We start from the raw sequence: 21,889 nt of genomic DNA on the forward strand, positions 1-21,889 counted from the left end.
TCTCCTTCTTTTCATAACTTCCTTTGTATTAGTATTGTACCATTCTTTTCTAATTCCTCTAAGGAATTACCTTGAATAAGATTATTTTTTTACTACTCTCTTCCAAGCATCTAGATGAGTGAACCCCTTCTCTACTGTCGTTCTTTTCACTACACGTTCATAGTTATTCATTTCTATCTGACATATGACAAGAATGATAATACACTCAACGAAAGAAAAAAGAACAGTACCCGTAAATGTTATACTCCCTAAAAAAATCCCATGTCACAATGACATAGGATTCTTTTATAGTTACTCTTCTTTTCCTTCATCCAAAAAAGTTAGATATTGTCTTTCATAATCTTGATGAGGTTCAAAAATTTGATTGCTTTCCGCAAATCTAAAGGTAACAAAAGATTTATGTTTTTTTCGATCTTCGAATGCGGAACGAAGCTGTGCAGTACGATACAGTTGATTATCAAAACTCCCTTTAGACATATCGAGTTTCAAAGTTTGTCCATTTGTTAGTGTTACAAGAAGAGTGCCATGCAGTATTTGTTTATTGCTTGCTACATGGAAATGAGAAAGCCAGGCGCATTCCTTACGGACAGATGATGTTGTAGGAAAAAAATACAAATTATCTGTCGGACTGATTGCTGTCGGAGCTTTGTGAGTAACACCAATTAATTCTTTTGTCCCTTCTTTACGACCAATATAACTTGAACCGTAATATTTGCAGCTTTGTTCAATAACCTCTACTGGCTTTTTGAGCACAAGAAACAAATCCTCCTCCTCTAATATAAGAGTGATTACCCTCTTATCTTTTGTCGTAACAGGAAGGACGGCCATAGTTGCTCCACTGACTATATATTCTGGTAAATACTTTTCCAATGTTTTTTTCATAAGGTTCACTCCTCCAAATTTTGTAAGAAAATCTTAGTACTTCTACGTTTTCGAGTTTATCACAAAGCGAATATTAAATGAGGGAAGTTAGAGAATTTTTACATAATTTTACATAAACAAACAAATTCTCTTTCCACCCCCCTTATGTGCTTAGCTACATAGGAAACGTTTGTTTTATGACTTTTATATCTGCTTGAATTTGCTTTACCTTTATCAAAAAAACAAAACATAAAAAACTCCACTTTTTCTTGTCTTCACACCAAAAAGACTGCCTCCATGTGAGACAGTCTTTCCTCGTTACTTATCAGCAAACTGTTCTTCTTCTGTAGAGCCTTTTAATGCGGTGGTAGAAGATGTTCCTCCTGTAACAACTTGCGCTACCTGATCGAAGTAACCTGTACCTACTTCACGCTGATGGCGCGTTGCACTATACCCGTATTGCTCTGCATCAAATTCCGCCTGCTGTAATTCAGAGTATGCCGCCATACCGCGTTCTTTATATCCTCGTGCTAATTCAAACATACCATAGTTCAAGGAATGAAATCCGGCAAGGGTCACGAATTGAAACTTATAACCATACGTCGCAATTTCTTTTTGGAAGTTGGCAATAGTTGCATCATCTAATTTCTTCTTCCAGTTGAAGGATGGAGAGCAGTTATAGGCTAATAATTTTCCAGGGAATTTCTCATGAATCGCTTCCGCAAAGCGCTTTGCATCTTCTAAGTTAGGCTCAGAGGTTTCACACCAAATCAGGTCTGCATACGGTGCATAGGCAAGACCTCTTGCAATCGCTTGGTCCAATCCTGCTTTTGTACGGAAAAATCCTTCTGTTGTTCTTTCCCCTGTAATAAACGGCTGATCGACAGGATCAATATCGCTTGTAATAAGATCTGCTGCATCCGCATCCGTTCTTGCAACGATAAGCGTTGGTACTCCCATAACATCAGCTGCCAGACGAGCTGCAATTAAGTTGCGTACTGCTGTTTGCGTTGGCAGCAATACCTTCCCACCCAAATGACCGCACTTCTTCTCAGAGGAAAGCTGATCTTCAAAATGGACGCCTGCCGCACCTGCTTCAATCATGCCCTTCATTAACTCAAATACGTTCAATTGTCCGCCGAATCCAGCCTCTGCATCAGCTACAATCGGAACAAAATAATCAGTTTCTCCGCTTCCTTCCATATGCTGAATTTGATCAGCGCGCTGAAGCGTTTGATTAATACGTTTTACCACTGCCGGAACACTGTTTGCTGGATATAAGCTTTGGTCTGGATACATGTGACCAGCTAGGTTTGCATCAGCCGCAACTTGCCAGCCGCTCAAGTAAATCGCCTGCAACCCTGCTTTTACTTGCTGCATCGCCTGGTTTCCTGTTAATGCTCCAAGTGCATTAATATAATCTTCTGTATGAAGCAAGCCCCATAGTTTTTCTGCACCGCGGCGTGCTAATGTATGTTCAATATCAATGGAACCACGCAGCCGAATAACATCTTCAGCAGAATATGGACGCGTAACACCATTCCAACGTGAATCTAACTCCCAGCTTTCTTGTAACTTTTGAATTCTTTCATTTGTCATAATTCTAATCTCCTCTATATTAATTTAGCAATCTATAATACGTCATACCCAGAAAGTGTCAAAAACGTTTGGAATGCATCATCTTCTACGAGAGCCTCAAACAGTGCTGCCGCCTCGTTGAATCGTCCATTCTCAAAATAGCTCTTTCCGCATTCCAGTTTAATTTTTTCTAACTCTTCTTCTTTTAGTTGCTCCACCAGCTCGAATGTTACTTTTCTTCCATCTTCTAGTACCCCTTTGGGATGACGAATCCATTGCCATACTTGAGCACGAGAGATTTCGGCAGTAGCCGCATCTTCCATAAGGTTATAAATAGGTGCTGCGCCTCTTCCCTGCAGCCAAGATTCAATGTATTGAATCGCAACATTAATATTAGTCCGGAGTCCCTCTTCTGTAATCGTTCCTTGAAGCACTTCAAGGAGATCTTGTTCTGTAACATGTACGTCTTCCCGCTTTTTATGAATTTGGTTTGGCGTTGTCATGATGCGGTCAAATACTTCTAATGCAACTGGTACAAGTCCCGGATGGGCTACCCATGTCCCATCATGGCCAGCATTGGCTTCCCGCTCTTTGTCTGCTCTTACCTTATAAAATGCTTCTTCATTAGCCTTCGGATTATTTTTCACTGGGATTTGCGCTGCCATTCCCCCCATCGCTGGTGCATTTCTTTTATGGCATGTTTGAATGACAAGCTCACAATATGCCTTCATAAACGGTACGTTCATTGTCACTTGTGCACGGTCTGGCAGAAGGAACTCTTCATGTTTGTGAAGGCATTTCAAGAAACTGAAAATATAATCCCAACGCCCGCAGTTTAAACCTGCGGAATGCTCTTTTAACTCGTATAACAGTTCATCCATTTCAAAGGCTGCGTGGATAGTTTCCAATAACACCGTTGCCTTAATTGTTCCTACAGGAATACCCATATACTGCTGTGCATATACAAATACATCATTCCATAGCCTTGCTTCTAAATGACTTTCCAACTTCGGTAAATAAAAGTACGGTCCACTTCCCTTTTCAAGAAGAGTAGCAGCGTTATGATAGAAATACAATCCAAAATCAAACAGACTTCCAGACATTTCTTCTCCGTTAATTACGACATGCTTTTCATTTAAATGCCAGCCGCGTGGCCGTACCATTAAAACTGCTGTTTGTTCATTCAGCTTGTATAGCTTTCCATTCGGATTGGTGAATGAAATAGTCCCCTTTACAGCATCACGCAAATTAATTTGGCCATCTATTACATTTTCCCAAGTAGGGGAATTAGCATCTTCAAAGTCAGCCATAAATACCTTTGCACCGGAGTTTAATGCATTAATAATCATTTTCCGTTCAACCGGTCCAGTAATTTCTACGCGACGATCTTGCAAATCCTGTGGAAGTGGAGCAACTGTCCAGTCAGCATTTCGAATATGCTCTGTTTCCTTGAGAAAACTCGGTAATCCGCCTTTATTAATTCTTTCTTGTTTTTCCTTTCGAAGCTGTAACAATTCATTTCTGCGCTCATTAAATTGCTCGTGCAAACATTTCACAAACTTCAAAGCATCTTCTGTCAGGATTTCTGAATAAAAAGGTGCCAACGAGCCAGCTATCGTGACTCCTGATGTCTGTATAGACATATCCACATCTCCTTTACTATATTACTGTTTTATAACAGATTGTTTTTTCTTTTATATATTATATAACAATTTTTCTGAAAAGGAAGACTTTTTTGGAAATTTTTTCTGAAATAAAAAAACGCCTATCTTATCGATAGACGTTTTTCATTATCGCTTTCCCTTTCCATACTCCTCAAAATAATTAATTCTCTCAAAAATAGTCGGATGTGTGTAAAAGAAAAATTTGACTAACCCCGGCGGGTTCACTTGACTTAAGCTTGACTTGGAAAGCTCTTGAAATGTTTCAACTGCGGCTTTGCTGTTATTGGTCATCTCAAGAGCATACTGATCTGCCGCATGCTCCTCCATGCGAGATACATAGTTTGAAAGAGGGTTTACTGCAAACGAAAGCATAGACATGATAAGCAGTAAAAGAGGTAATGAAGAAAAGCTTGCAACACTTGAAATTTTAAGTGTTTTTCCATACCTCGCAATCATAAAATTCATTATTTTACTAATTAAATACAATCCAATAAACGAGAGGAGAATATAAGCCCCTACTCCCCAATAAATATGCTTCATAACATAATGTCCCATCTCATGAGCCATAATAAATAAAATTTCATTATCTTTTAATCTATTCAATGTTGTGTCCCATAGAACAATGCGTGAATTAGACCCTATTCCTGTTACATATGCATTAAGGGCATTTGTCTTTTCTGACATATTGACTTCATATACGTGCTGTGCCGGTATATCCGCTTGCTCAGCAAGTTGCAGAATTTTCCCCTCTAGTTGTTTATTTTTTAGAGGAGAAAAATCATTGTATAATGGGTCAATGATAACCGGCTGAATAAATGTTAAAAACACAGTGAACGGTATGGATAATGCCCAAGCATACAACCACCAACGCTTTTGACTTTTTTGTATCAATAAAAATAATACAGCTACAACGACAAACATCAGCCCATAATTAACCCAAAAATCAATAACTTGCTCCTTAATCCAGCTTTGAGTGGTTTGAACAGAAATTTGATATGATTTGGAGACTTGATAGCCAATCCATTGTAACGGAAGGGATAACAGCGTTGTAATTAATGATAAATAGAGCAAATAAATACCGATATGTACAAATTGTTTTGACGTCGTCTCTTTTGCCCATGTCTCCAATCGTTTTGAAACCCCTGTTACCAATAAAAATAATAAGATAATCCACTCTAAAGGAGTAGATAAGAAATACAGCAAGTATTTCGTCACAGAATATTCTTGCGATAGGATCAACTCCCGTGCACTCATAAACGTATGGGGATCTGCACTGCTTCCCTTATACGCAGCCGGAATTGCCGAACTGCTCCCATAATACAAATACCAGTATATAAACACACCAAAACACACATATAAAATAAGCGACCAACCTATCACCTTGCGCATGTGATGTCCTCCTCCTTATCGTTCAAACTGATGTATGTACTATTATTTTAGCGGACAACTTCAAAATTAGAACAAGCATCGGAAAGTTTGCTCAAGTAGAATTAGTTGAATAGAAATATAAGCAATAAAAATAAGCTCCCTGCCAAATGACAGAGAGCTTGTTTTTATGCATGTATGATTTGCTGCTTTAAAGCACGTCGTAAAATTTTTCCTGTTGTATTTTTAGGCAGCTCCTCTAAAAATTCAATAGTGGCTGGTACTTTATATTTGGCTAAATGCTCTTTACAATACGCAAGCAACTCTTCTTCTGTAAGAGACTCTTGCTTGCGTACCACAAATGCCTTCACCGCTTCACCAAAGCTATCATCCGGAACACCAAGCACAACTGCTTCTACTACAGCTGAATGGCTGTATAGTACTTCCTCTACTTCACGTGGATACACATTATAGCCGCCTACAATTATGAGATCTTTCTTACGGTCTACAATATAAAAATACCCTTCTTCATCTCTCTTTGCCAAGTCTCCAGTATACAGCCAGCCATCTCGAATAGTTGCAGCTGTATCCTCCGGCATTTTATAGTACCCTTTCATTACGTTTGGACCGCGAACAATCAGTTCTCCTACTTGACCATGAGGAACTTCTTCTCCTAATTCATTAACTATCTTGTTTTCTACGTTAATGATATCTGTTCCAATAGAACCCGCTTTTCTTGGACGATCCAGCGGATTAAAGCACGTAACAGGAGATGCTTCAGACAAACCGTATCCTTCAGCAACAATAACAGTGAATTTTTCCTCAAAATTTTCGAGCAAGGCAACAGGCATGGAAGCGCCTCCAGAAATACAAAGACGAAGCGTTTGTAAATCTTCCACATTTCCTTCTGAATATTGCAGCAAGAAATTATACATCGTAGGGACACCTGCAAATACTGTTGCTTTATACTTCTGAGAAATATTAAAAATTTCTGAAGGGCTGAATTTAGGCATGATAAGAATTGTCGATCCCTTAATTAAAGGTGCATTTAATGCTACTGTTAAACAGAAAACATGAAACATTGGAAGCGCGGCAATAATTTTATCATTCTCTGAAAATTGCAGATACCATCCTATGTCTCTAGCATTACTGTATAAATTTTTATGCGTCAGCATAGCGCCTTTTGGTTTTCCTGTTGTACCAGAAGTATAAAGAATTACAGCCGTATCTTCTTCTTCAATAGGTGCAGCCGGAAAATCTAAGTCTCCAGCAGAGAGCACATTTGTAAACGGTTGCATTTGTTCATTTTGTAAAAATACGTTCTGTTCGTTGGTTTCTTGTGAGGTTGAGCATACAATGATGTGTTCGATAGAAGGTAGTTTGTTTGTTATTTTTTCTAAGATAGGCGAAAGTACATCTAAAGCAATAACAGTCTTTACATCTCCGTTTTGGATAATGTACGAGATTTCATCTGGTGTATACACAGGATTAATTGGAATAATAGTAGCTCCTGCGTACATTGCTCCATATAATCCAACTACAAACTGAGGAGAATTGCCTAAAAGAAGCGCAACATGGTCACCTTTTTTTACTCCAAGCTTATGTAAGCCGCTTGCAAACATCGTTATCTCATTATACAGCTCTGTATATGACGTCTCTTTTTCCTGAAATATATAAGCTGTTCGATCGCCGTGTTTTTGCACGGTTTCCATTAATGAAGAAATTAGATTCATAAATAAACCTCCTTGTCAGAAAATATAAAATTATTAAAATTCTATATACATTATATTGGAAGAAGGTTAGACATACAATATAATATGTCTAAATTTACTGAAAAATAAAAATAAAAAAGAAAGGAAGCGATGTTCACACCACTCCCTTTCTTTTTACTTATTTAGAAAAATAAGGAAATGAACTCTTGCTGTGTTATATTACCAAAATATCTTTGCATTTCCATATCAGCAAGAGCTGATTGAAATTCATCTTTATCGAACTTCAGACCAATCAGACGCTGCTCAAGTTCTTTCACGTCTTCTACACCAAAAAAGTCTCCATAAATTTTACATTCTTCCACAACACCTTTAGTCACTTCCAAACGGACATCGATTTGTCCTACAGGGAAGCGGTGAGAGTGCTGCACATTGAATTTTGGAGATTTTCCATAATTCCATTCCCAATTGCGGTAGCGCTCTTCAGACAATTTATAAATAGCTTCCCAATCATTCTCTGTCAACTCATAGGAAGGAATAAGGTCGTCTGTATTAAAAATTGACTGCAGAAGTAATTGTTTAAACTGCTCAATTGTCACATCTCTTTGTATAAATTCACTAATATTTGCCACACGACTGCGAATAGACTTAATTCCCTTCGACTGAATTTTATCCAGCTTTACGTTTAAAGCTGAAACAACATCCTCAATCTGAGAATCAAACAATAATGTGCCATGACTGAACATTCTTCCTTTAGTGGAAAATTGGGCATTACCAGAGATTTTCCGTCCTTCTGCCAAAATATCGTTACGACCGCTTAACTCTGCTTTTATACCCAGCTTTTGCAACGCTTCAATAACGGGCTCTGTGAATTTTCTAAAGTTGTGAAAGCTTTCCCCATCATCCTTCGTTATGAAACTAAAGTTTAAGTTTCCCAAATCATGATAAACCGCACCGCCTCCAGATAAGCGCCTTACCACATGAATACCTTTTTCTTTCACATAATTTGCATTGATCTCTTCAGCTGTATTTTGGTTCTTCCCGATAATTATAGAAGGCTCATTGATATAAAACAGTAAGTATGTTTCATTAACATCTAAATTTTTCAAGCAATACTCTTCAATCGCCAAATTGATTGTTGGATCTGTGATTCCTTTATTATCAATATAAAGCATACGTCTACCTCAGCTTTCCCATGTATATCCGCTATGTGCTAGTGTAATTTTACCTTCAAATACTTTACCTGCCTGCTCTGCTAATTGCTGTATATTCCCCTGATGAGGCAGGTGAGTAAGCAACAGCTCTGTAACTTCTGCTTCTTTCGCAATGCTTCCTGCTTCTTTACTATTCATATGACCTATTTTTGCCCCATCCTGATTTTCGTATAAATTGCACTCACAAATAAAAAGATCGGCTCTATTTGCAAAGGAAACAAATTCTGAAAGATAGCTGGAATCTGCCGTAAATACTACTGTTTGTTCGCCTCCAGTTATACGCATAGCATAACAAACAGCAGGATGCTTGGTTTTCATAAAAGTAATAGAAAATGGTCCAATTTGTAAAGCTTCCTCAGGTTTATATGCAATACCTTTTGTATATGGTTCATGCGTCAAAGAGGCGAATCCTTGTTTATCTGCCGCATGTCCGTAAATAGGCAGTTCCGGCAGCTTATCTCTCCCTAGACTTGTAATAAGGCGCGCATATTGCAATACCCCTATGTCTGCCACATGATCATGATGGTAGTGCGAAATTAATACAGCATCAAGCTGTTCTGGTGCTATGTATTTTTGCAAGTGTGACAGCACACCGCTGCCGCAATCTATAAGTAATCGAAAGTCATCTTGCTCAAATAAATATCCTGTTGTAGCTTCACCAGCCTCGGGATATCCCCCCCAGTAACCGACAACTGTAACTTTCATGTGTTCACCCTTTCACCAATACGTCTTCTGCACTATTCAGTGTTCTCCTTACTTCTTCACTATAATCTATTTTCTAGACATTTTCATCATTTTGATTTTTGTTATAAAACAGAAGTTGACATAGTCAATCTGTTTTAATACAATATTATTAATCAGAACTATTGGAGGGGATATACATGTTAGGTAGCGCAGTAGAATTTTTTAGAAATTTACCACCAAAAGTTTGTACGGATTGCGGAAAAGAAATTGAAGAACAGCATGAAGCGTATCATAATAAGTGTGATAATTGTATTGATACAGAATATTGGAGTTCAAGCAAAGAAACAGCATAAAGTAAGCGTACAATTAAATAGATCGGCCTGTATCATACAGAAAAAGCCCTGCACATAATAATGCGCAGGGCTTTTGTATAACAACTTTGAACTAAATTCAATTACAAGATACAAAAAAGCCTAGTAAGTACTTACTAGGCTAACATCATTACAGTATTCATGGTAGATCCCTTTATTTTCAGCTCTAAATCAAATTCATGAACTTCTTTTTGTCTATATCGTTTCGTGTGGATTTTTTCTATCATTAATTCAATAACCTTATTTGCCATCTTATCAACAGGCTGACAAACGGTTGTAATAGTCGGTTCCGTAATTTCTGATAGCAATTGATTATCAAATCCCACTATAGCGAGCTGTTCCGGTACATTCCATTGATGGCGTTTTGCCTCTGAAATAATCCCTGCTGCTACCTCATCTCCCCCAGCAAAAACGGCAGTAGGAGATTTTTTCATGCTTGTGATTTTATGGAAAATATTGCGGCCGTCCTCAATTTCGTAAGCGTTTTCTAAAAATTCGATATACTCTACTTGTTGTTTATATTCGGCCACTGCGCGTAAAAATCCCCTTTTTCTATGCTGAACGACCATGCTCTCCTCACTGCCGCTGCAAAATAACAATCGGCGATGGCCTTGTTCTAATAAGTGCTTTGTTGCCGTATAAGCACCTTCAATTTGATTGAACTTGACTGTAGGAATTTCCGCTTCTTCTGTATATTCATTACATAAAACAATAGGACCATGCTGTAAAAACGGCTCAATTTTACCCCAATCATTTTGCAAAGAGCATAAAATAATGCCATCCACTTGCTTAGTAGATAGAAGTTGTAAATATTCAAGTTCTTTTTCAGATGAATATCTTGTTTGACATATAATTAATTTGTAATTGTACTCAGAAGCAGCCATTTCTAAAGACTCTATTAATTTACTAAAAAAGGGATTGGTCACCCGAGGGACTAACACCGCAATTGTTTCTGTTTTTTGATTTCGTAATCTGCGCGCTGCTGAATTAGGCACAAACCCAAGCGTATTCATGGCAAGTAACACGCGTTTTTTCTTGTCATCAGATACGTACGGGTGGTTATTAATCACTCTTGATACGGTTGTTCTAGATAGCCCCGCTAATTTAGCCACGTCCTCGATTGTTGACACATTCCTCTCCCCCTAAAAAAAATGAAAGCGTTACCATTGTACATTATATATTATGCTTATGTAACTTTCAATCTATTTTTAAGAAAAGTGCTCAACACTCATACTGCTTTCTAAACTCCATGCATCATTCACTAAATATACGTAAAGGTACATTGTGCTCCCAGCACTTTAAGCTTATATAGCTTGTTTTCTCAAGCTTTAAAACGATCTCGTTAATATATTGTAAAAACATACACTTTCTTTTAAAAAAACAACGGCGAGAGATTACATCTCTGCCGTTGTCCCTTGTTTTATATTGTAGCTAGAATAACGCTTATGAAAGATTGTGAAAGTTATAATGGTTGCTAAAGCCATAGCTGCTATAAACACTAATAAAACACCTATATTTTCCCACATAAAACTGAAATCCCCACTTGAAATGACCGCTTTAAATCCAGAAACAGAATATGCCATCGGCAACCATCCATGAAAGATTTGCAATGATTTAGGAATCAATTCTAACGGGAATGTTCCTGCACTTGTTGATAATTGTAAAACCAAAGTGATAATCGCTAAGAAGCGTCCTACGTCACCGAATGCTGTTACTAAAAATTGTACTAATGTTAAGAAAGTGACACTTGTAATAAAGCTGAACAGCATAAACAATGAAACACTCTCTACGTTAATACCTAATACCATTAAGAGTATGATGTCTGCTATAAGTGATTGGAGTAAACCTATCCCTAATAATACACCATATTTACTAACAAACCAGCTGAAACCAGATTTTGGAGCCCCCACTGTCTCACGTAAAGGAAAAACAATAGAGGTTACTAACGCTCCAACAAACAACCCTATAGATAAGAAGTACGGTGTAATTCCTGTTCCGTAGTTTGGTACAGGTGCAACTTTATTTGTTTTAATCTCTACCGGCTGCGCAAGCATATTATACTTATCTTTATTCCCTTTAACTTCACCAGTCTCTTGAGCTGCTTCATTTAATTTATTCGCCAATTCTCCCGTTCCATCGTTGATTTGACCAATACCATCTGTTAATTGACTGGAACCTTCCGCCAGCTTTCCAACACCTTCAACCATTTGGATAGAGCCTGTTGATAATTGTCCTAAACCAGATAACAATGCAGCACTTCCGTCCGTCAATTGCTTTGCACCATTTTGCGCTTCACCAAGCTTACTTCCAAACACCTGAAAGTTTCTCAAAAATTCAGTTTGCCCTTGCTCAAGCTGTGAAATCCCTCCAGCCGCTTGTACTTGTCCTGCATTCAACTGACTAACCCCTTGTGAAAGCTGAGATACACCCATATTAATATCTTCTGCTTTTTGAGCTAATAAATCAGTTCCATCCGCAACTTGTTGGCTTCCTGCCACTAGTTCATCAAGTCCTTTTTGTAATGCTTCCTTCTGCTCTTCTGTTAGTATAGAGGAGCCTAAAATGGGTTGAAGCTGCTCTTGTAATTCTTTTGCGCCGATCACAACTCTTTTGGCTCCCTCATTTGTTGATACAGCTCCAGCCTTCCATTCTGCAACACCTGTTGCTAATTGATCCGCACCATTTTTTAAATTTTGCGAGCCATTTACGAGCATCGGCATTTTACTTTGCAATTCTTGTAAGCCACCTTGAATTTCTTCTCCACCTTGATATAACTGACCCTGTGCATTATATAATTGTCCAATCCCGCTTGATAAGTCATTCAATCCGTTTTCTACCTTGAATGACCCTTCAGAAGCGTCATTTAATCCATTTTTAAATGCAATAGACTTTTCAGCAAGTATCTTTAAATTATCACGAATTTGCTCCGCCCCTGCCTCAGCATCTGCAGACCCTTCATTTAACTTCGTTGCGCCATCTCCTGCCTGTGCTAATCCATTTGATACCTCTTTAATAGAATCAAACATTTGCTCCGCATATGTTTCTGTTAATGTGGCAGATATTTCTCCTTTAATTTTTTCCATTGCAGTGTTTCCCATTTGAGATGATAAAAAATTATAGCTTTCATTTGGAATATATTCTAATTCTAAGTGCTTTGGTTTTTCATCTAACAAGGTTGTTGCGTTCGAAGAAAAATTTTCTGGGATGCGAACCATCATATAATATTTCCTGTTCTTAAGTCCCTCGCTTCCCTGCTTTTCACTTACAAAATCCCATTTAAAATTCGAACTTTCTTTCAATTTATCAACAAAATCTTCTCCAATTTTCAGCTGTTCTCCCTCATATATTGCTCCTTTATCATTGTTTACAACAGCAACTGGAAGCTCATCAAGACTCTTGTATGGATCCCAGAATGCCCAGAGAAACATGCCACTGTATAAGATAGGAATAAACAGGACTGCCATAACCGAGATCAACAGTTTTTTATTTGTCACAATCGCCGAGAGTTCTTTTCCTAGCAATGTAAATCCTCTCATATATTTCCTCTCCTTAAAATAATTGACCATTTTGTTCATTTAGTCATTTTAGTGATAAGAATAAGGACTATCTCATTTAGACAATCCTTTTAGCAAGTAAAGCTGAAACAACTCTGCAATTTTTTCTTTTTCAAGCGGCTTGCGATTCTTTTCCCAATCAAAAATGAGTGCAATGTATAGACGAAGCATTACAAAAGCAGTAAGCTCTGGATCACATGGTTGGATTTCCCCTTTTTGAATGGCTATTTCAAGTTTTTCTTTTATAAAAGAAATTACTTCAGTATCAATTTTTTGCAGTACTGCCTGAACTGTAGGAGTTCCAACCTCTTTTTCTTCTTGAAACAATTTAATAGTAAGCTGGTGATCTTTACGAAATTCCAAAATACTATATAGAGCACGATGCACATTTTCAAAAAACGGTAACCGTGGATCAATAGCATTTTCTGCCACAAGCTTCATTTCACAAATCAAGTTAGAAACAATATCGTCGAACAATTCTTCTTTATTTTTGAAAAACGTATAAATCGTGCCTTTCCCTACATTGGCCATCTTTGCGACTTGATCCATTGTTGTTGCTTTGTACCCAAACAAAGCAAACGACTTAGTAGCTGCTTCTATAATGGAGCGTTTTCGATCAATTGTCAGAGCTCACACCTCCAGAAATAACTGAATGGACATTTTGGTCATTTAGTATGAACGTATTTTATCACATAAGAACATACAATGCAATTTTATATTCCAACCTAACCGCCCTTGTTCGCTTTCCCTTCTGCTATAGCCTCTCACATTTCCTCGCTAGAACAATCTGTGTATAGCATACACAAGGTTTCCTTCGTTGGATACCCTTTTGTAATTCAAAAAAACCCCTACCGCATTTGCAATAAGGGTCTTATTTTATTGTACTGCAGCCTCTTTTTGTTCAAATAACAAATAATCTAACACATATTTAACAGCTGCCTCACCTTGATCAATACAATCTGGTAATCCAGTACCCGCATAAGAGCTTCCTGCAAAGTATATACCTGGCAGCTCTCGATTGATAAATTTTTTGAGCTTTTCCATTCTCTCTTTATGACCAATTGTATATTGTGGCATAGCGTCCTTCCACCTGCTTACTACCGCAAATTCAGGCTCCGCTGTAATATCCATTATTTTGTTCAAATCTTCTAATACTAATTTTATAATTTCATCATCCGGCTGCTCCACAATTGCTTCGTCCCCCGGTCTACCAACATAACAACGAAGCAATACTTTATCTGCCGGCGTTGTATGAGGCCACTTTTTATGTGTCCATGTACATGCGGTGATAGTATAATCACTGTTTCGCGACACAACAAAACCTGTACCATCGATATCCTTTTGAATAGCACTTACTGGAAACGCAAGCGCGACGTTTGCTACTGAAGTAGCAGGCATCCGTCTAAAAAAAGATAGTTCCTTATACTGGGAAAACATTGTTGGTAACGCAGTATGTGGAGTTGCCACAATAACTGCATCTGCCTCTATCGTTTTTCCATTACTGAGAGTAACAGTGTATTCCAGCCCCCGTTTAATGACTTTTTCAACACGTGTACTTTTCAAAATCGTACCTTCCGTCAATCTTTCTTCCACTGCTTCCACTAACGATTGCAATCCTTTTGTCAATGTAAGGAAGATGCCTTTCGGCTTTATATCCTTAGACTTTGGCGGAGCTAGTGTGCGCATCCCAGCAACGATACTTCTGTGCTCTTGCTCAACATGATAAAACTGCGGAAACGTAGCCATGAGACTCATTTGATCAATATCTCCGGCATAAATCCCGGAAAGAAGCGGCTCAATTAAATTTTCCACCACTTCATTTCCAAGCCTCCTTCTAAAAAACTCCCCGAGTGATTGATCTGATTTTGGCTTGGAACGGGGCAGCACAAAATCAAAACCCGCACGAATCTTGCCAACTGGAGAAAATAAGCTAGAAAACAGAAACGGAGTAACTTGAGTAGGGATCCCCATCATCGACCCTTGCGGAATTCCGTGCAATTGACCATTCACAAGAACATACGATTTACCAGCCGTATTGTTCACAAGGGTATCCCCTAGACCTACTTCTCGAACCAAACGTGCTGCACTTTCTTTTCTCTCCAAAAATGAGTCCGGTCCTCTCTCAATCACATATCCTTCACGTTGTATGGTTTGAATTTTCCCGCCTAGCTTCGCGGATGCCTCAATTAAGGTCATATCAATAGGTAAGTTCTTTTGTTTCGCTTCTTTTTGCAGATAATAGGCCGCAGTAATTCCTGCTATCCCACCGCCGATAATGACGATACGCTTTTTTTCCCTGTTCATCAGCTGCTCCTCCTCTGCTATATCACTAAACGGTATGAACCTTATTCATTACAACATCTGCCAAACATGCAATAAACTCCTCTTGCGCATTCGGCATTTCAGGACGATAATAACTTGCTCCTATCTTGTCCGTTACCGCTTTACACTCAATATCATTGTCATATAATACTTCTAGATGATCTGCAACAAATCCCACTGGAATATATACAAATGCTTTATACCCCTGTTTTTCAAACAGTTCCTGAGTTAGATCCTGAACATCAGGTCCAATCCATGGATCAGGAGTATTTCCCGCACTTTGCCAGCCTACTTGATATTCTTTGATTCCTGCCGCTTCCGCAATTAAATCAGCTGTTTCTTGTAATTGACTTGGATACGGGTCACCCATTGTAATAATTTTTTCCGGCAAGCTGTGTGCAGAAACAATAAGAACTGAACTATCACGTTCTTCTTCTGTCATACTTGCGTAGGTTTCCTTTACTTTGGTTGCCCAATATTGAATAAACTTTGGATGTTTATACCAGCTTTCAATATCATAAATAACAGGGCCGCCTATTTTCTCAGTCTCTTCTTTTGCACGTCCGTTATACGACTTGACACTAAAAGTAGAATAATGAGGTGCAAGTACAAGGCTAACCGCTTCCTCAATACCATCTTCCTTCATCTGTTGCACAGCATCTTCTACAAACGGCTCAATATGCTTTAAACCTAAATACATCTTAAACTCAATTTCATTTTGTATCATATTCAGCTTTTGCTCTAGCTGCTCCGCTTGTTCAAGCGTAATTCTAGCAAGCGGAGAGATACCTCCAATTGCTTGATAACGTTCTGTCAGCTCATTCAGCATTTCCGGACTCGGCTTACGCCCTCTGCGAATGTGTGTGTAATAACGTTCAATATCTTCTTCCTTATACGGCGTTCCATATGCCATTACAAGCAGACCCATTCGTTTTTTCATTTTGTGACTACCCCTTTACTACTTAGATAACTTTGCTGCGGAATATTCATGAACAAACGCCGCAAGTCGCTTCAACGTTTCCGGCTGTACTTGAGGGAATACTCCATGTCCAAGGTTAAATACATAACCAGGTTGCTTCATTCCTTGATCCAAAATAGCTTTTGTTCGTTCTTCAATAACGTCCCATGGCGCAAGTAATATAGAAGGGTCAAGGTTCCCTTGTACTGTTTTATGGATACCTCGCTCACGTGCTTCATCTATTGATAAACGCCAATCTAAACCGACAACATCAAGAGGTAAATCATTCCACTCATTTGCTAAATGACTTGCGCCTACCCCAAACATAATAAGGGGCACATTGGTTTCTCGAAGCTCGGAGAAAATACGTTCCATCACAGGCTTAATAAATGTACGGTAATCTGCCACATTTAATGCTCCTACCCAAGAGTCAAAAATTTGGATTGCTCTTGCACCTGCTTTAATCTGTGCTTTTACGTATGTGATAGTCATATCTGCCAATTTTTCCATTAATGCAAACCATGCCTTTGGTTCTGAATACATAAAAGCTTTTGTTTTGTTATAATTGCGGGAAGGTCCCCCTTCAATCATATAGCTTGCTAATGTGAATGGTGCTCCTGCAAATCCAATTAAAGGTACTTGCAGCATTTCAGTTGTCAACAACCGAATCGTATCCAGCACATAAGGGACATCATCTTCCGGATGGATTTCTCCCAAGCGCTCTACATCCTGTAAGGAGCGAATAGGATTATCGATTACAGGACCAATTCCAGATTTAATTTCTACATCTACTCCAATTGATGGAAGCGGTGACATAATATCTTTATAAAGAATAGCAGCATCAACGTTATATTGATCTACCGGTAACTTTGTAACATAAGCACACAGCTCAGGCTGATGAGTAATTTCAAATAAAGAATATTTTTCTTTAATCTTGCGGTATTCCGGCTGTGATCGTCCCGCTTGACGCATATACCAAAGAGGTACGAAGTCTGTTCTCTCACCTCTGCAAGCTTTTAAAAATGTGTCATTAAATTGTTGTACCAAACCCCAAATCTCCCTTCATCAGCTTTACAGCGTAAAACTACAAATAAATTATGATTTTCTTTACTATTAACTATACCTGTTTCCAAACAAATTTGCACAGTTACCATTGCAATGTTCAACAAATTGACATTTTTCTTCATACAAAACCAAAATATATTATACCACACGATACGACATATTCACTTAATTTTCGCGTTTATCTAAGGCTGTAGAACTTTTGACCGTGGACCTGGCTTATTTGTTTGCTTATTGAATGGGACGATGTAAAATTTTGGAACAGAAAAAATATTAATATACTTTGCTTTATAACTCCCTGTTCCCGTCACAACATCAATTTGCGAAGCTTTCTTTCCTTCAATTTTATAAATACGATATTGAATACGTTTATCTTGAGGGGGCGTCCAAGTTAGCTTTACAGTAAATAGCCCTAATGGAGTAAACGTCCATTTCGCCTTCAAATCGGTAACACGTTCAAGGCGAATAGGCTTTTCTACATCCATTACCCCTTTTGGTTTCACAAACATTTCTAATGGTTTGACTTGAGAGGCTGTTAAAATTTTCTTAAAAAGAGCAGCTGTGTAACCACTCCCTCCTATTAAATGATGCCGTGAATCTGTTTTATCGTACCCCATCCAAACAGCCCCCACCATTTGTGGAGTATAGCCGACAAACCAAGCATCCTTAGCTCCTTCTCTACTATTAATTAAAGAAGTTGTCCCTGTTTTTCCTGCCAATGCTCCTATATACTCCCCTCTCTTTGCTGTTCCCTCTTTCACTACCCCTTCTAGCATTTTCGTCATAGTCCACGCAGTTTGAGGAGAAAATATTTTTATTTCTTTGATATCAGGTTTATTAATTGGTTCACCATTACGCTGCAGTATTTGTGTAATAACATGAGGTTCAATGATTTTCCCTCTTGCGGAAAACGCGCGATAAAGTTTAACCATGTCAAACGGACTAACTCCCTCTGATAAACCGCCGAGTGCCAAACTTAGCCCATTGTCTTGCAAATGAACCTCTCCATAATCTAAATATTGTTTTCCTGACTCTATGCCAATCTCGTTCAAAAGCCAAACGGCAGGAACATTTGCTGATGTTGTTACCGCATCATACATCGTAATATCTTTAGAATATTGGTTATTGTGATTACGAGGGATATACCCATCGAATGACAGCCTTTCGTTTGGCAAAAGAGAATACGGAGTATATACTCCCGTTTCTAAAGCGGGAGCATACACAATCAGAGGTTTAATTACTGAACCAGGCTGACGCTTCACATAGATTCGATTTAACCCTCGCTCAGCATAGCTTCTTCCTCCAACAGCAGCCACAATACCACCAGTCTTACTATCCATTAATAGGAAAGCACCTTCTACCTTGTCATCTGTACCCGGAAAGTATTTCTTTTCTTGAAACAATTGATATGCAGTCTTTTGTATTTTCGAGTTCATGGCAACTACAATTTTATATCCACCCCTTAAGACCTCTTCATTTGATAGACCGTATCGCGTTGCAGCTTCTTGAAAGACCATGTCCACATACGTCCTATAAGCTTGTTCTCTTTCCCTTTCTTTCCTGTTTAAATATATTGTTTTCCCTTGAAATCGAACAGCCTCTTCCGGGGTTATATAACCAGCTTGTTCCATTAAGGATAAAACAAGATCTCTCCTCTGTTTTGATTTGTTACTATTATATATAGGAGAATAAGATGCCGGAGCTTTCAATAATCCAGCAAGCAGAGCTCCTTCATCGACAGTTAAATCTGCTGTGTCCTTATTGAAATATATATCGGCAGCTGCTTGAATACCGTATGCTCCATGACCAAAGTAAATTTGATTTAAGTACATCTCTAATAATTGATCTTTCGTATATCGACGCTCTAAATTTAGAGCAATCACCATTTCTTTTGTTTTTCGTAACAACGTCTTCTCGTTTGTTAAGAAAATGTTTTTGGCAAGCTGCTGAGTGATAGTGCTTGCTCCCTCTACTTTTCCTCCTGCTGCAAGATCTTTATAGAGAGCCCTAAATATAGATTTAAAATCTAGACCATGATGTTCATAAAATCTTGCATCCTCTACCGCTATAAAAGCTTGCTGAACAGGCAGTGGAATTTTATCAATGGATACTATTTCACGATTTTCTAAATATAATTTAGAAATTTCTTCTCCTCGCTCATCAACAATCTTTGACGCAGAATTGAACACTAATTTTTTATCATCAATAACATAATTCCCAATTGCAACAATAAACAAATACCCAATCATCCCAATTACAAACACCGTAAATATGCTAAGAGACCCTACTATACACTTTTTCAAAGAAGACTATCCCCTTTAACAAATTTTGGTTAATTTTTAGTATTTGAATATTTCTTTCCTTTATGTACCAAATTTAAAGGATTATTTCATATGCACTAGAATAAAACTTGTTATAATTAAGAAAACCTCTGAATTATTAAGAATTGCGGCGTTAGAAAAGCCTCTTATCTTATGCTTGGATTCTCTCGAAAATGACAATTCCAGACAAAATCCACTACGTATTTCCAAGGAAATAGACAAAAAAGGAGCGGGGAAATTTGATTGATCGCTTATATAAGCTATTAGAGCAAAAATATGAACAGATGGTAGAAATGAGGCGTTATTTACATCAATATCCCGAATTATCATTTCAAGAATATAAAACAGCTCAGTATATCGCTTCGTTTTATGAAGAACGGGGAATTGAGGTACAAATGCATGTGGGTGGGAATGGAGTGGTAGCAAAAGTTCACGGGAAAAGTCCCGGAAAAACTGTTGCGCTTCGCGCAGACTTTGATGCCCTCCCTATTCAAGACGAAAAAACTGTACCCTACCGCTCTAAAGTTAATGGCGTCATGCATGCATGCGGTCATGACGGCCATACTGCAACTTTACTTATCCTTGCAGAAGTACTGCATGAGTTACGCCATGAATTTGATGGTACTGTCGTTTTTATTCACCAGCATGCGGAAGAGTTGGCACCTGGAGGAGCAAAACCAATGATTGAAGCTGGCTGTTTAGAAACTGTCGATGTTATTTTTGGTACCCATTTATGGGCTACTGAACCTCTTGGCTCTATTCTTATCCATCCTGAATCCATTATGGCGGCAGCTGATCGATTTGAAATTGTAATAAAAGGAAAGGGCGGACACGGCGCACAGCCCCATGAAACTAAGGATAGTATCCTCGCAGCTTCTCATCTAGTGTTAAACTTGCAGCAGATTGTAAGCCGGCGAATAAATCCGTTGGATAGTGCCGTTCTTTCGATAGGTTCATTTGAAGCGGTTAATGCATTTAATGTAATTGCTGAACAAGCAAAGCTTGTAGGAACCGTACGAACATTTAAAGAAAATATACAAAACTTTATGCAGGAAGAAATAGAACGTATTATCCAAGGTACATGTCTTGCCTTTGGTGTAGAGTATGAATTTACATACTTTAAAGGATATCCTCCCGTTATAAACCATAAAGATCAGACCACATTTTTAGCTGATCTTGCAAAAGATATTCCTGGAGTACTCAAAGTACATGAAACAGAACCTTTAATGGTTGGAGAAGATTTTGCTTATTACCTGCAATCCGTACCGGGTACTTTCTTTTTAACAGGAGCACAGGCTCCGCATAACAAAAATCCATATCCTCATCATCACGCAAGATTTGATTTTGATGAACGTGCTATGCTCATTGCAGCAAATACACTTGGAAATGCTGCTTTGACATATATGAGTGCTTCTCCCCTGCTTCAGAAAAGCAATATTTCAGACACAAGCAAAATATGAATACTTAACATCTAAACAGAAAAGGAAGGCATTCAACTGCCTTCCTTTTCTTTAATTATGCGTAAACGATAGCTGTTCATTACTACCTCACCCAACCTGTCAAGCAATTGATAATTTGCATAAGCTCCTACCGCCGCTCCAATTACCGGCACTAGTTGTAACATTTTCGCAAGATCAATATAATCTCTATATTCTTGTTGAAACACTCTCCAGTCGAGCTCCTGCACCTTTTCTTTTTTTTCTTCCCAATTCTCTATAATGGAAAATACTTTTTTTCGGTGTGCGTCACTTGAAAAGGCAAGCTGAAATAAATATAGTAAAAATACTCTTTCCTCTCTCTTAGTTGTATCAAAGCCGTAAATCGTTGCGGCATCGAATAAAAATTTGATTTTAATCCCTAATAAAAGCGGAAAATCTGCTAAACCAAGTAGAAATCCTCCCGCACCTGTTCCTGCTCCTTCTGCTGCTGCAATTTTTTTATAATCATTTATTTTTTTTTGCAAATCCCTATCTTTCTCCTGAAGTGTTAATCCTGATACATCCTGTGATTTTGTAATCAAATCAGAACCTGCCAGTATTGTTTGTACCATCACCTTAATAGTATCTGTCAACACCTCATGGACTTTTTCCGGAATTAACTCTTGTACCTTTGTTTGCACTCTTTTTGATAACTTGCCTACAACAGTGGAATCCTTCATCATCTTATACTTCCAAGCCGCCAGCTCCAGCCTTACTTTTCGTTCGTATGTCATCATCTATTTGTTCC

Annotated in this window: 17 protein-coding genes; 2 read left to right on the forward strand and 15 right to left on the reverse strand. The window is 38.3% G+C overall.

The features are described 5' to 3' along the window. Positions 1-291 precede the first annotated feature (291 nt). From J7Q84_RS03210 to J7Q84_RS03240, 7 genes are all read right to left on the reverse strand, one after another. Entirely contained in the window at positions 292-882 is a 591-nt protein-coding gene (locus J7Q84_RS03210) for a competence protein ComK (protein WP_209092936.1), read from the reverse strand. 297 nt (positions 883-1,179) lie between these two features. Beyond that, positions 1,180-2,460: an isocitrate lyase gene (gene aceA, locus J7Q84_RS03215; RefSeq protein WP_209092937.1), complete on the reverse strand. Its 1,281-nt coding sequence runs from the start codon at positions 2,458-2,460 to the stop codon at positions 1,180-1,182. Positions 2,461-2,492: 32 nt separating this feature from the next. Further along, positions 2,493-4,082 carry a malate synthase A gene (gene aceB / locus J7Q84_RS03220; protein WP_209092938.1) on the reverse strand — a complete coding sequence of 530 codons (1,590 nt, stop codon included), beginning with the start codon at positions 4,080-4,082 and terminating at the stop codon, positions 2,493-2,495. Positions 4,083-4,229: 147 nt separating this feature from the next. Next, the gene (locus J7Q84_RS03225; RefSeq protein WP_209092939.1) at positions 4,230-5,492 is read right to left on the reverse strand and encodes a M48 family metallopeptidase; all 1,263 of its coding nucleotides are present in this window, start codon (positions 5,490-5,492) and stop codon (positions 4,230-4,232) included. 164 nt (positions 5,493-5,656) lie between these two features. After that, complete coding sequence (locus J7Q84_RS03230; protein ID WP_209092940.1) at positions 5,657-7,201, reverse strand: fatty acid--CoA ligase family protein; 1,545 nt, start codon at positions 7,199-7,201, stop codon at positions 5,657-5,659. 161 nt (positions 7,202-7,362) lie between these two features. Then, the gene (lplA, locus tag J7Q84_RS03235) at positions 7,363-8,352 is read right to left on the reverse strand and encodes a lipoate--protein ligase (protein ID WP_209092941.1); all 990 of its coding nucleotides are present in this window, start codon (positions 8,350-8,352) and stop codon (positions 7,363-7,365) included. Between the two features lie 9 nt (positions 8,353-8,361). Further along, complete coding sequence (locus J7Q84_RS03240; protein ID WP_209092942.1) at positions 8,362-9,096, reverse strand: MBL fold metallo-hydrolase; 735 nt, start codon at positions 9,094-9,096, stop codon at positions 8,362-8,364. 176 nt (positions 9,097-9,272) lie between these two features. Here J7Q84_RS03240 and yhfH point away from each other — a divergent pair, with 176 nt between their 5' ends. Further along, positions 9,273-9,428 (forward strand): protein YhfH, encoded by a 156-nt coding sequence (gene yhfH / locus J7Q84_RS03245; RefSeq protein ID WP_209092943.1) that lies wholly within the window; start codon positions 9,273-9,275, stop codon positions 9,426-9,428. Positions 9,429-9,562: 134 nt separating this feature from the next. Here the strand turns inward: yhfH and J7Q84_RS03250 are convergent, their stop codons facing one another. The 7 genes from J7Q84_RS03250 to J7Q84_RS03280 form a co-directional block, all read right to left on the reverse strand. After that, entirely contained in the window at positions 9,563-10,576 is a 1,014-nt protein-coding gene (locus J7Q84_RS03250; RefSeq protein ID WP_209092944.1) for a LacI family DNA-binding transcriptional regulator, read from the reverse strand. A 264-nt stretch (positions 10,577-10,840) separates the two neighbouring features. Continuing rightward, positions 10,841-12,982, reverse strand: coding sequence for a YhgE/Pip domain-containing protein (locus J7Q84_RS03255; protein WP_209092945.1), 2,142 nt, complete (start codon positions 12,980-12,982; stop codon positions 10,841-10,843). 72 nt (positions 12,983-13,054) lie between these two features. Then, positions 13,055-13,627 carry a TetR/AcrR family transcriptional regulator gene (locus tag J7Q84_RS03260; RefSeq protein WP_209093111.1) on the reverse strand — a complete coding sequence of 191 codons (573 nt, stop codon included), beginning with the start codon at positions 13,625-13,627 and terminating at the stop codon, positions 13,055-13,057. A 249-nt stretch (positions 13,628-13,876) separates the two neighbouring features. Further along, positions 13,877-15,304, reverse strand: a complete 1,428-nt coding sequence (hemY, locus tag J7Q84_RS03265; RefSeq protein WP_209092946.1) for a protoporphyrinogen oxidase — start codon at positions 15,302-15,304, stop codon at positions 13,877-13,879. A gap of 25 nt (positions 15,305-15,329) precedes the next feature. Then, a complete protein-coding gene (gene hemH / locus J7Q84_RS03270) occupies positions 15,330-16,262 on the reverse strand; it encodes a ferrochelatase (RefSeq protein ID WP_209092947.1) in 933 nt (310 codons plus the stop codon). Positions 16,263-16,280: 18 nt separating this feature from the next. Continuing rightward, a complete protein-coding gene (gene hemE / locus J7Q84_RS03275) occupies positions 16,281-17,327 on the reverse strand; it encodes a uroporphyrinogen decarboxylase (protein ID WP_209092948.1) in 1,047 nt (348 codons plus the stop codon). 200 nt (positions 17,328-17,527) lie between these two features. Then, positions 17,528-19,645, reverse strand: coding sequence for a transglycosylase domain-containing protein (locus J7Q84_RS03280; RefSeq protein ID WP_481747522.1), 2,118 nt, complete (start codon positions 19,643-19,645; stop codon positions 17,528-17,530). Positions 19,646-19,947: 302 nt separating this feature from the next. Here J7Q84_RS03280 and J7Q84_RS03285 point away from each other — a divergent pair, with 302 nt between their 5' ends. Further along, on the forward strand, positions 19,948-21,123 hold the full coding sequence (locus tag J7Q84_RS03285) for an amidohydrolase (RefSeq protein WP_209093113.1): 1,176 nt from the start codon (positions 19,948-19,950) through the stop codon (positions 21,121-21,123). A gap of 32 nt (positions 21,124-21,155) precedes the next feature. On the opposite strand, the gene J7Q84_RS03290 is transcribed toward J7Q84_RS03285, so the two are convergent. Continuing rightward, entirely contained in the window at positions 21,156-21,878 is a 723-nt protein-coding gene (locus tag J7Q84_RS03290) for an EcsC family protein (RefSeq protein ID WP_209092949.1), read from the reverse strand. Positions 21,879-21,889 lie beyond the last annotated feature (11 nt).

Source organism: Bacillus sp. 165 (genome assembly GCF_017742235.1).
In the GTDB taxonomy this organism is placed as follows: domain Bacteria; phylum Bacillota; class Bacilli; order Bacillales; family Bacillaceae_G; genus JAGHKQ01.

Excerpts from the sequence above, each read along its gene's own strand:
- hemH (WP_209092947.1), bottom strand. The coding sequence starts at position 16,262 with ATGAAAAAACGAATGGGTCTGCTTGTAATGGCATATGGAACGCCGTAT.
- J7Q84_RS03285 (WP_209093113.1), top strand. The coding sequence starts at position 19,948 with ATGGTAGAAATGAGGCGTTATTTACATCAATATCCCGAATTATCATTT.
- J7Q84_RS03230 (WP_209092940.1), bottom strand. The coding sequence starts at position 7,201 with ATGAATCTAATTTCTTCATTAATGGAAACCGTGCAAAAACACGGCGAT.
- lplA (WP_209092941.1), bottom strand. The coding sequence starts at position 8,352 with ATGCTTTATATTGATAATAAAGGAATCACAGATCCAACAATCAATTTG.
- J7Q84_RS03255 (WP_209092945.1), bottom strand. The coding sequence starts at position 12,982 with ATGAGAGGATTTACATTGCTAGGAAAAGAACTCTCGGCGATTGTGACA.
- aceA (WP_209092937.1), bottom strand. The coding sequence starts at position 2,460 with ATGACAAATGAAAGAATTCAAAAGTTACAAGAAAGCTGGGAGTTAGAT.
- J7Q84_RS03240 (WP_209092942.1), bottom strand. The coding sequence starts at position 9,096 with ATGAAAGTTACAGTTGTCGGTTACTGGGGGGGATATCCCGAGGCTGGT.
- J7Q84_RS03210 (WP_209092936.1), bottom strand. The coding sequence starts at position 882 with ATGAAAAAAACATTGGAAAAGTATTTACCAGAATATATAGTCAGTGGA.
- J7Q84_RS03290 (WP_209092949.1), bottom strand. The coding sequence starts at position 21,878 with ATGATGACATACGAACGAAAAGTAAGGCTGGAGCTGGCGGCTTGGAAG.
- hemY (WP_209092946.1), bottom strand. The coding sequence starts at position 15,304 with ATGAACAGGGAAAAAAAGCGTATCGTCATTATCGGCGGTGGGATAGCA.
- aceB (WP_209092938.1), bottom strand. The coding sequence starts at position 4,082 with ATGTCTATACAGACATCAGGAGTCACGATAGCTGGCTCGTTGGCACCT.
- yhfH (WP_209092943.1), top strand. The coding sequence starts at position 9,273 with ATGTTAGGTAGCGCAGTAGAATTTTTTAGAAATTTACCACCAAAAGTT.
- J7Q84_RS03225 (WP_209092939.1), bottom strand. The coding sequence starts at position 5,492 with ATGCGCAAGGTGATAGGTTGGTCGCTTATTTTATATGTGTGTTTTGGT.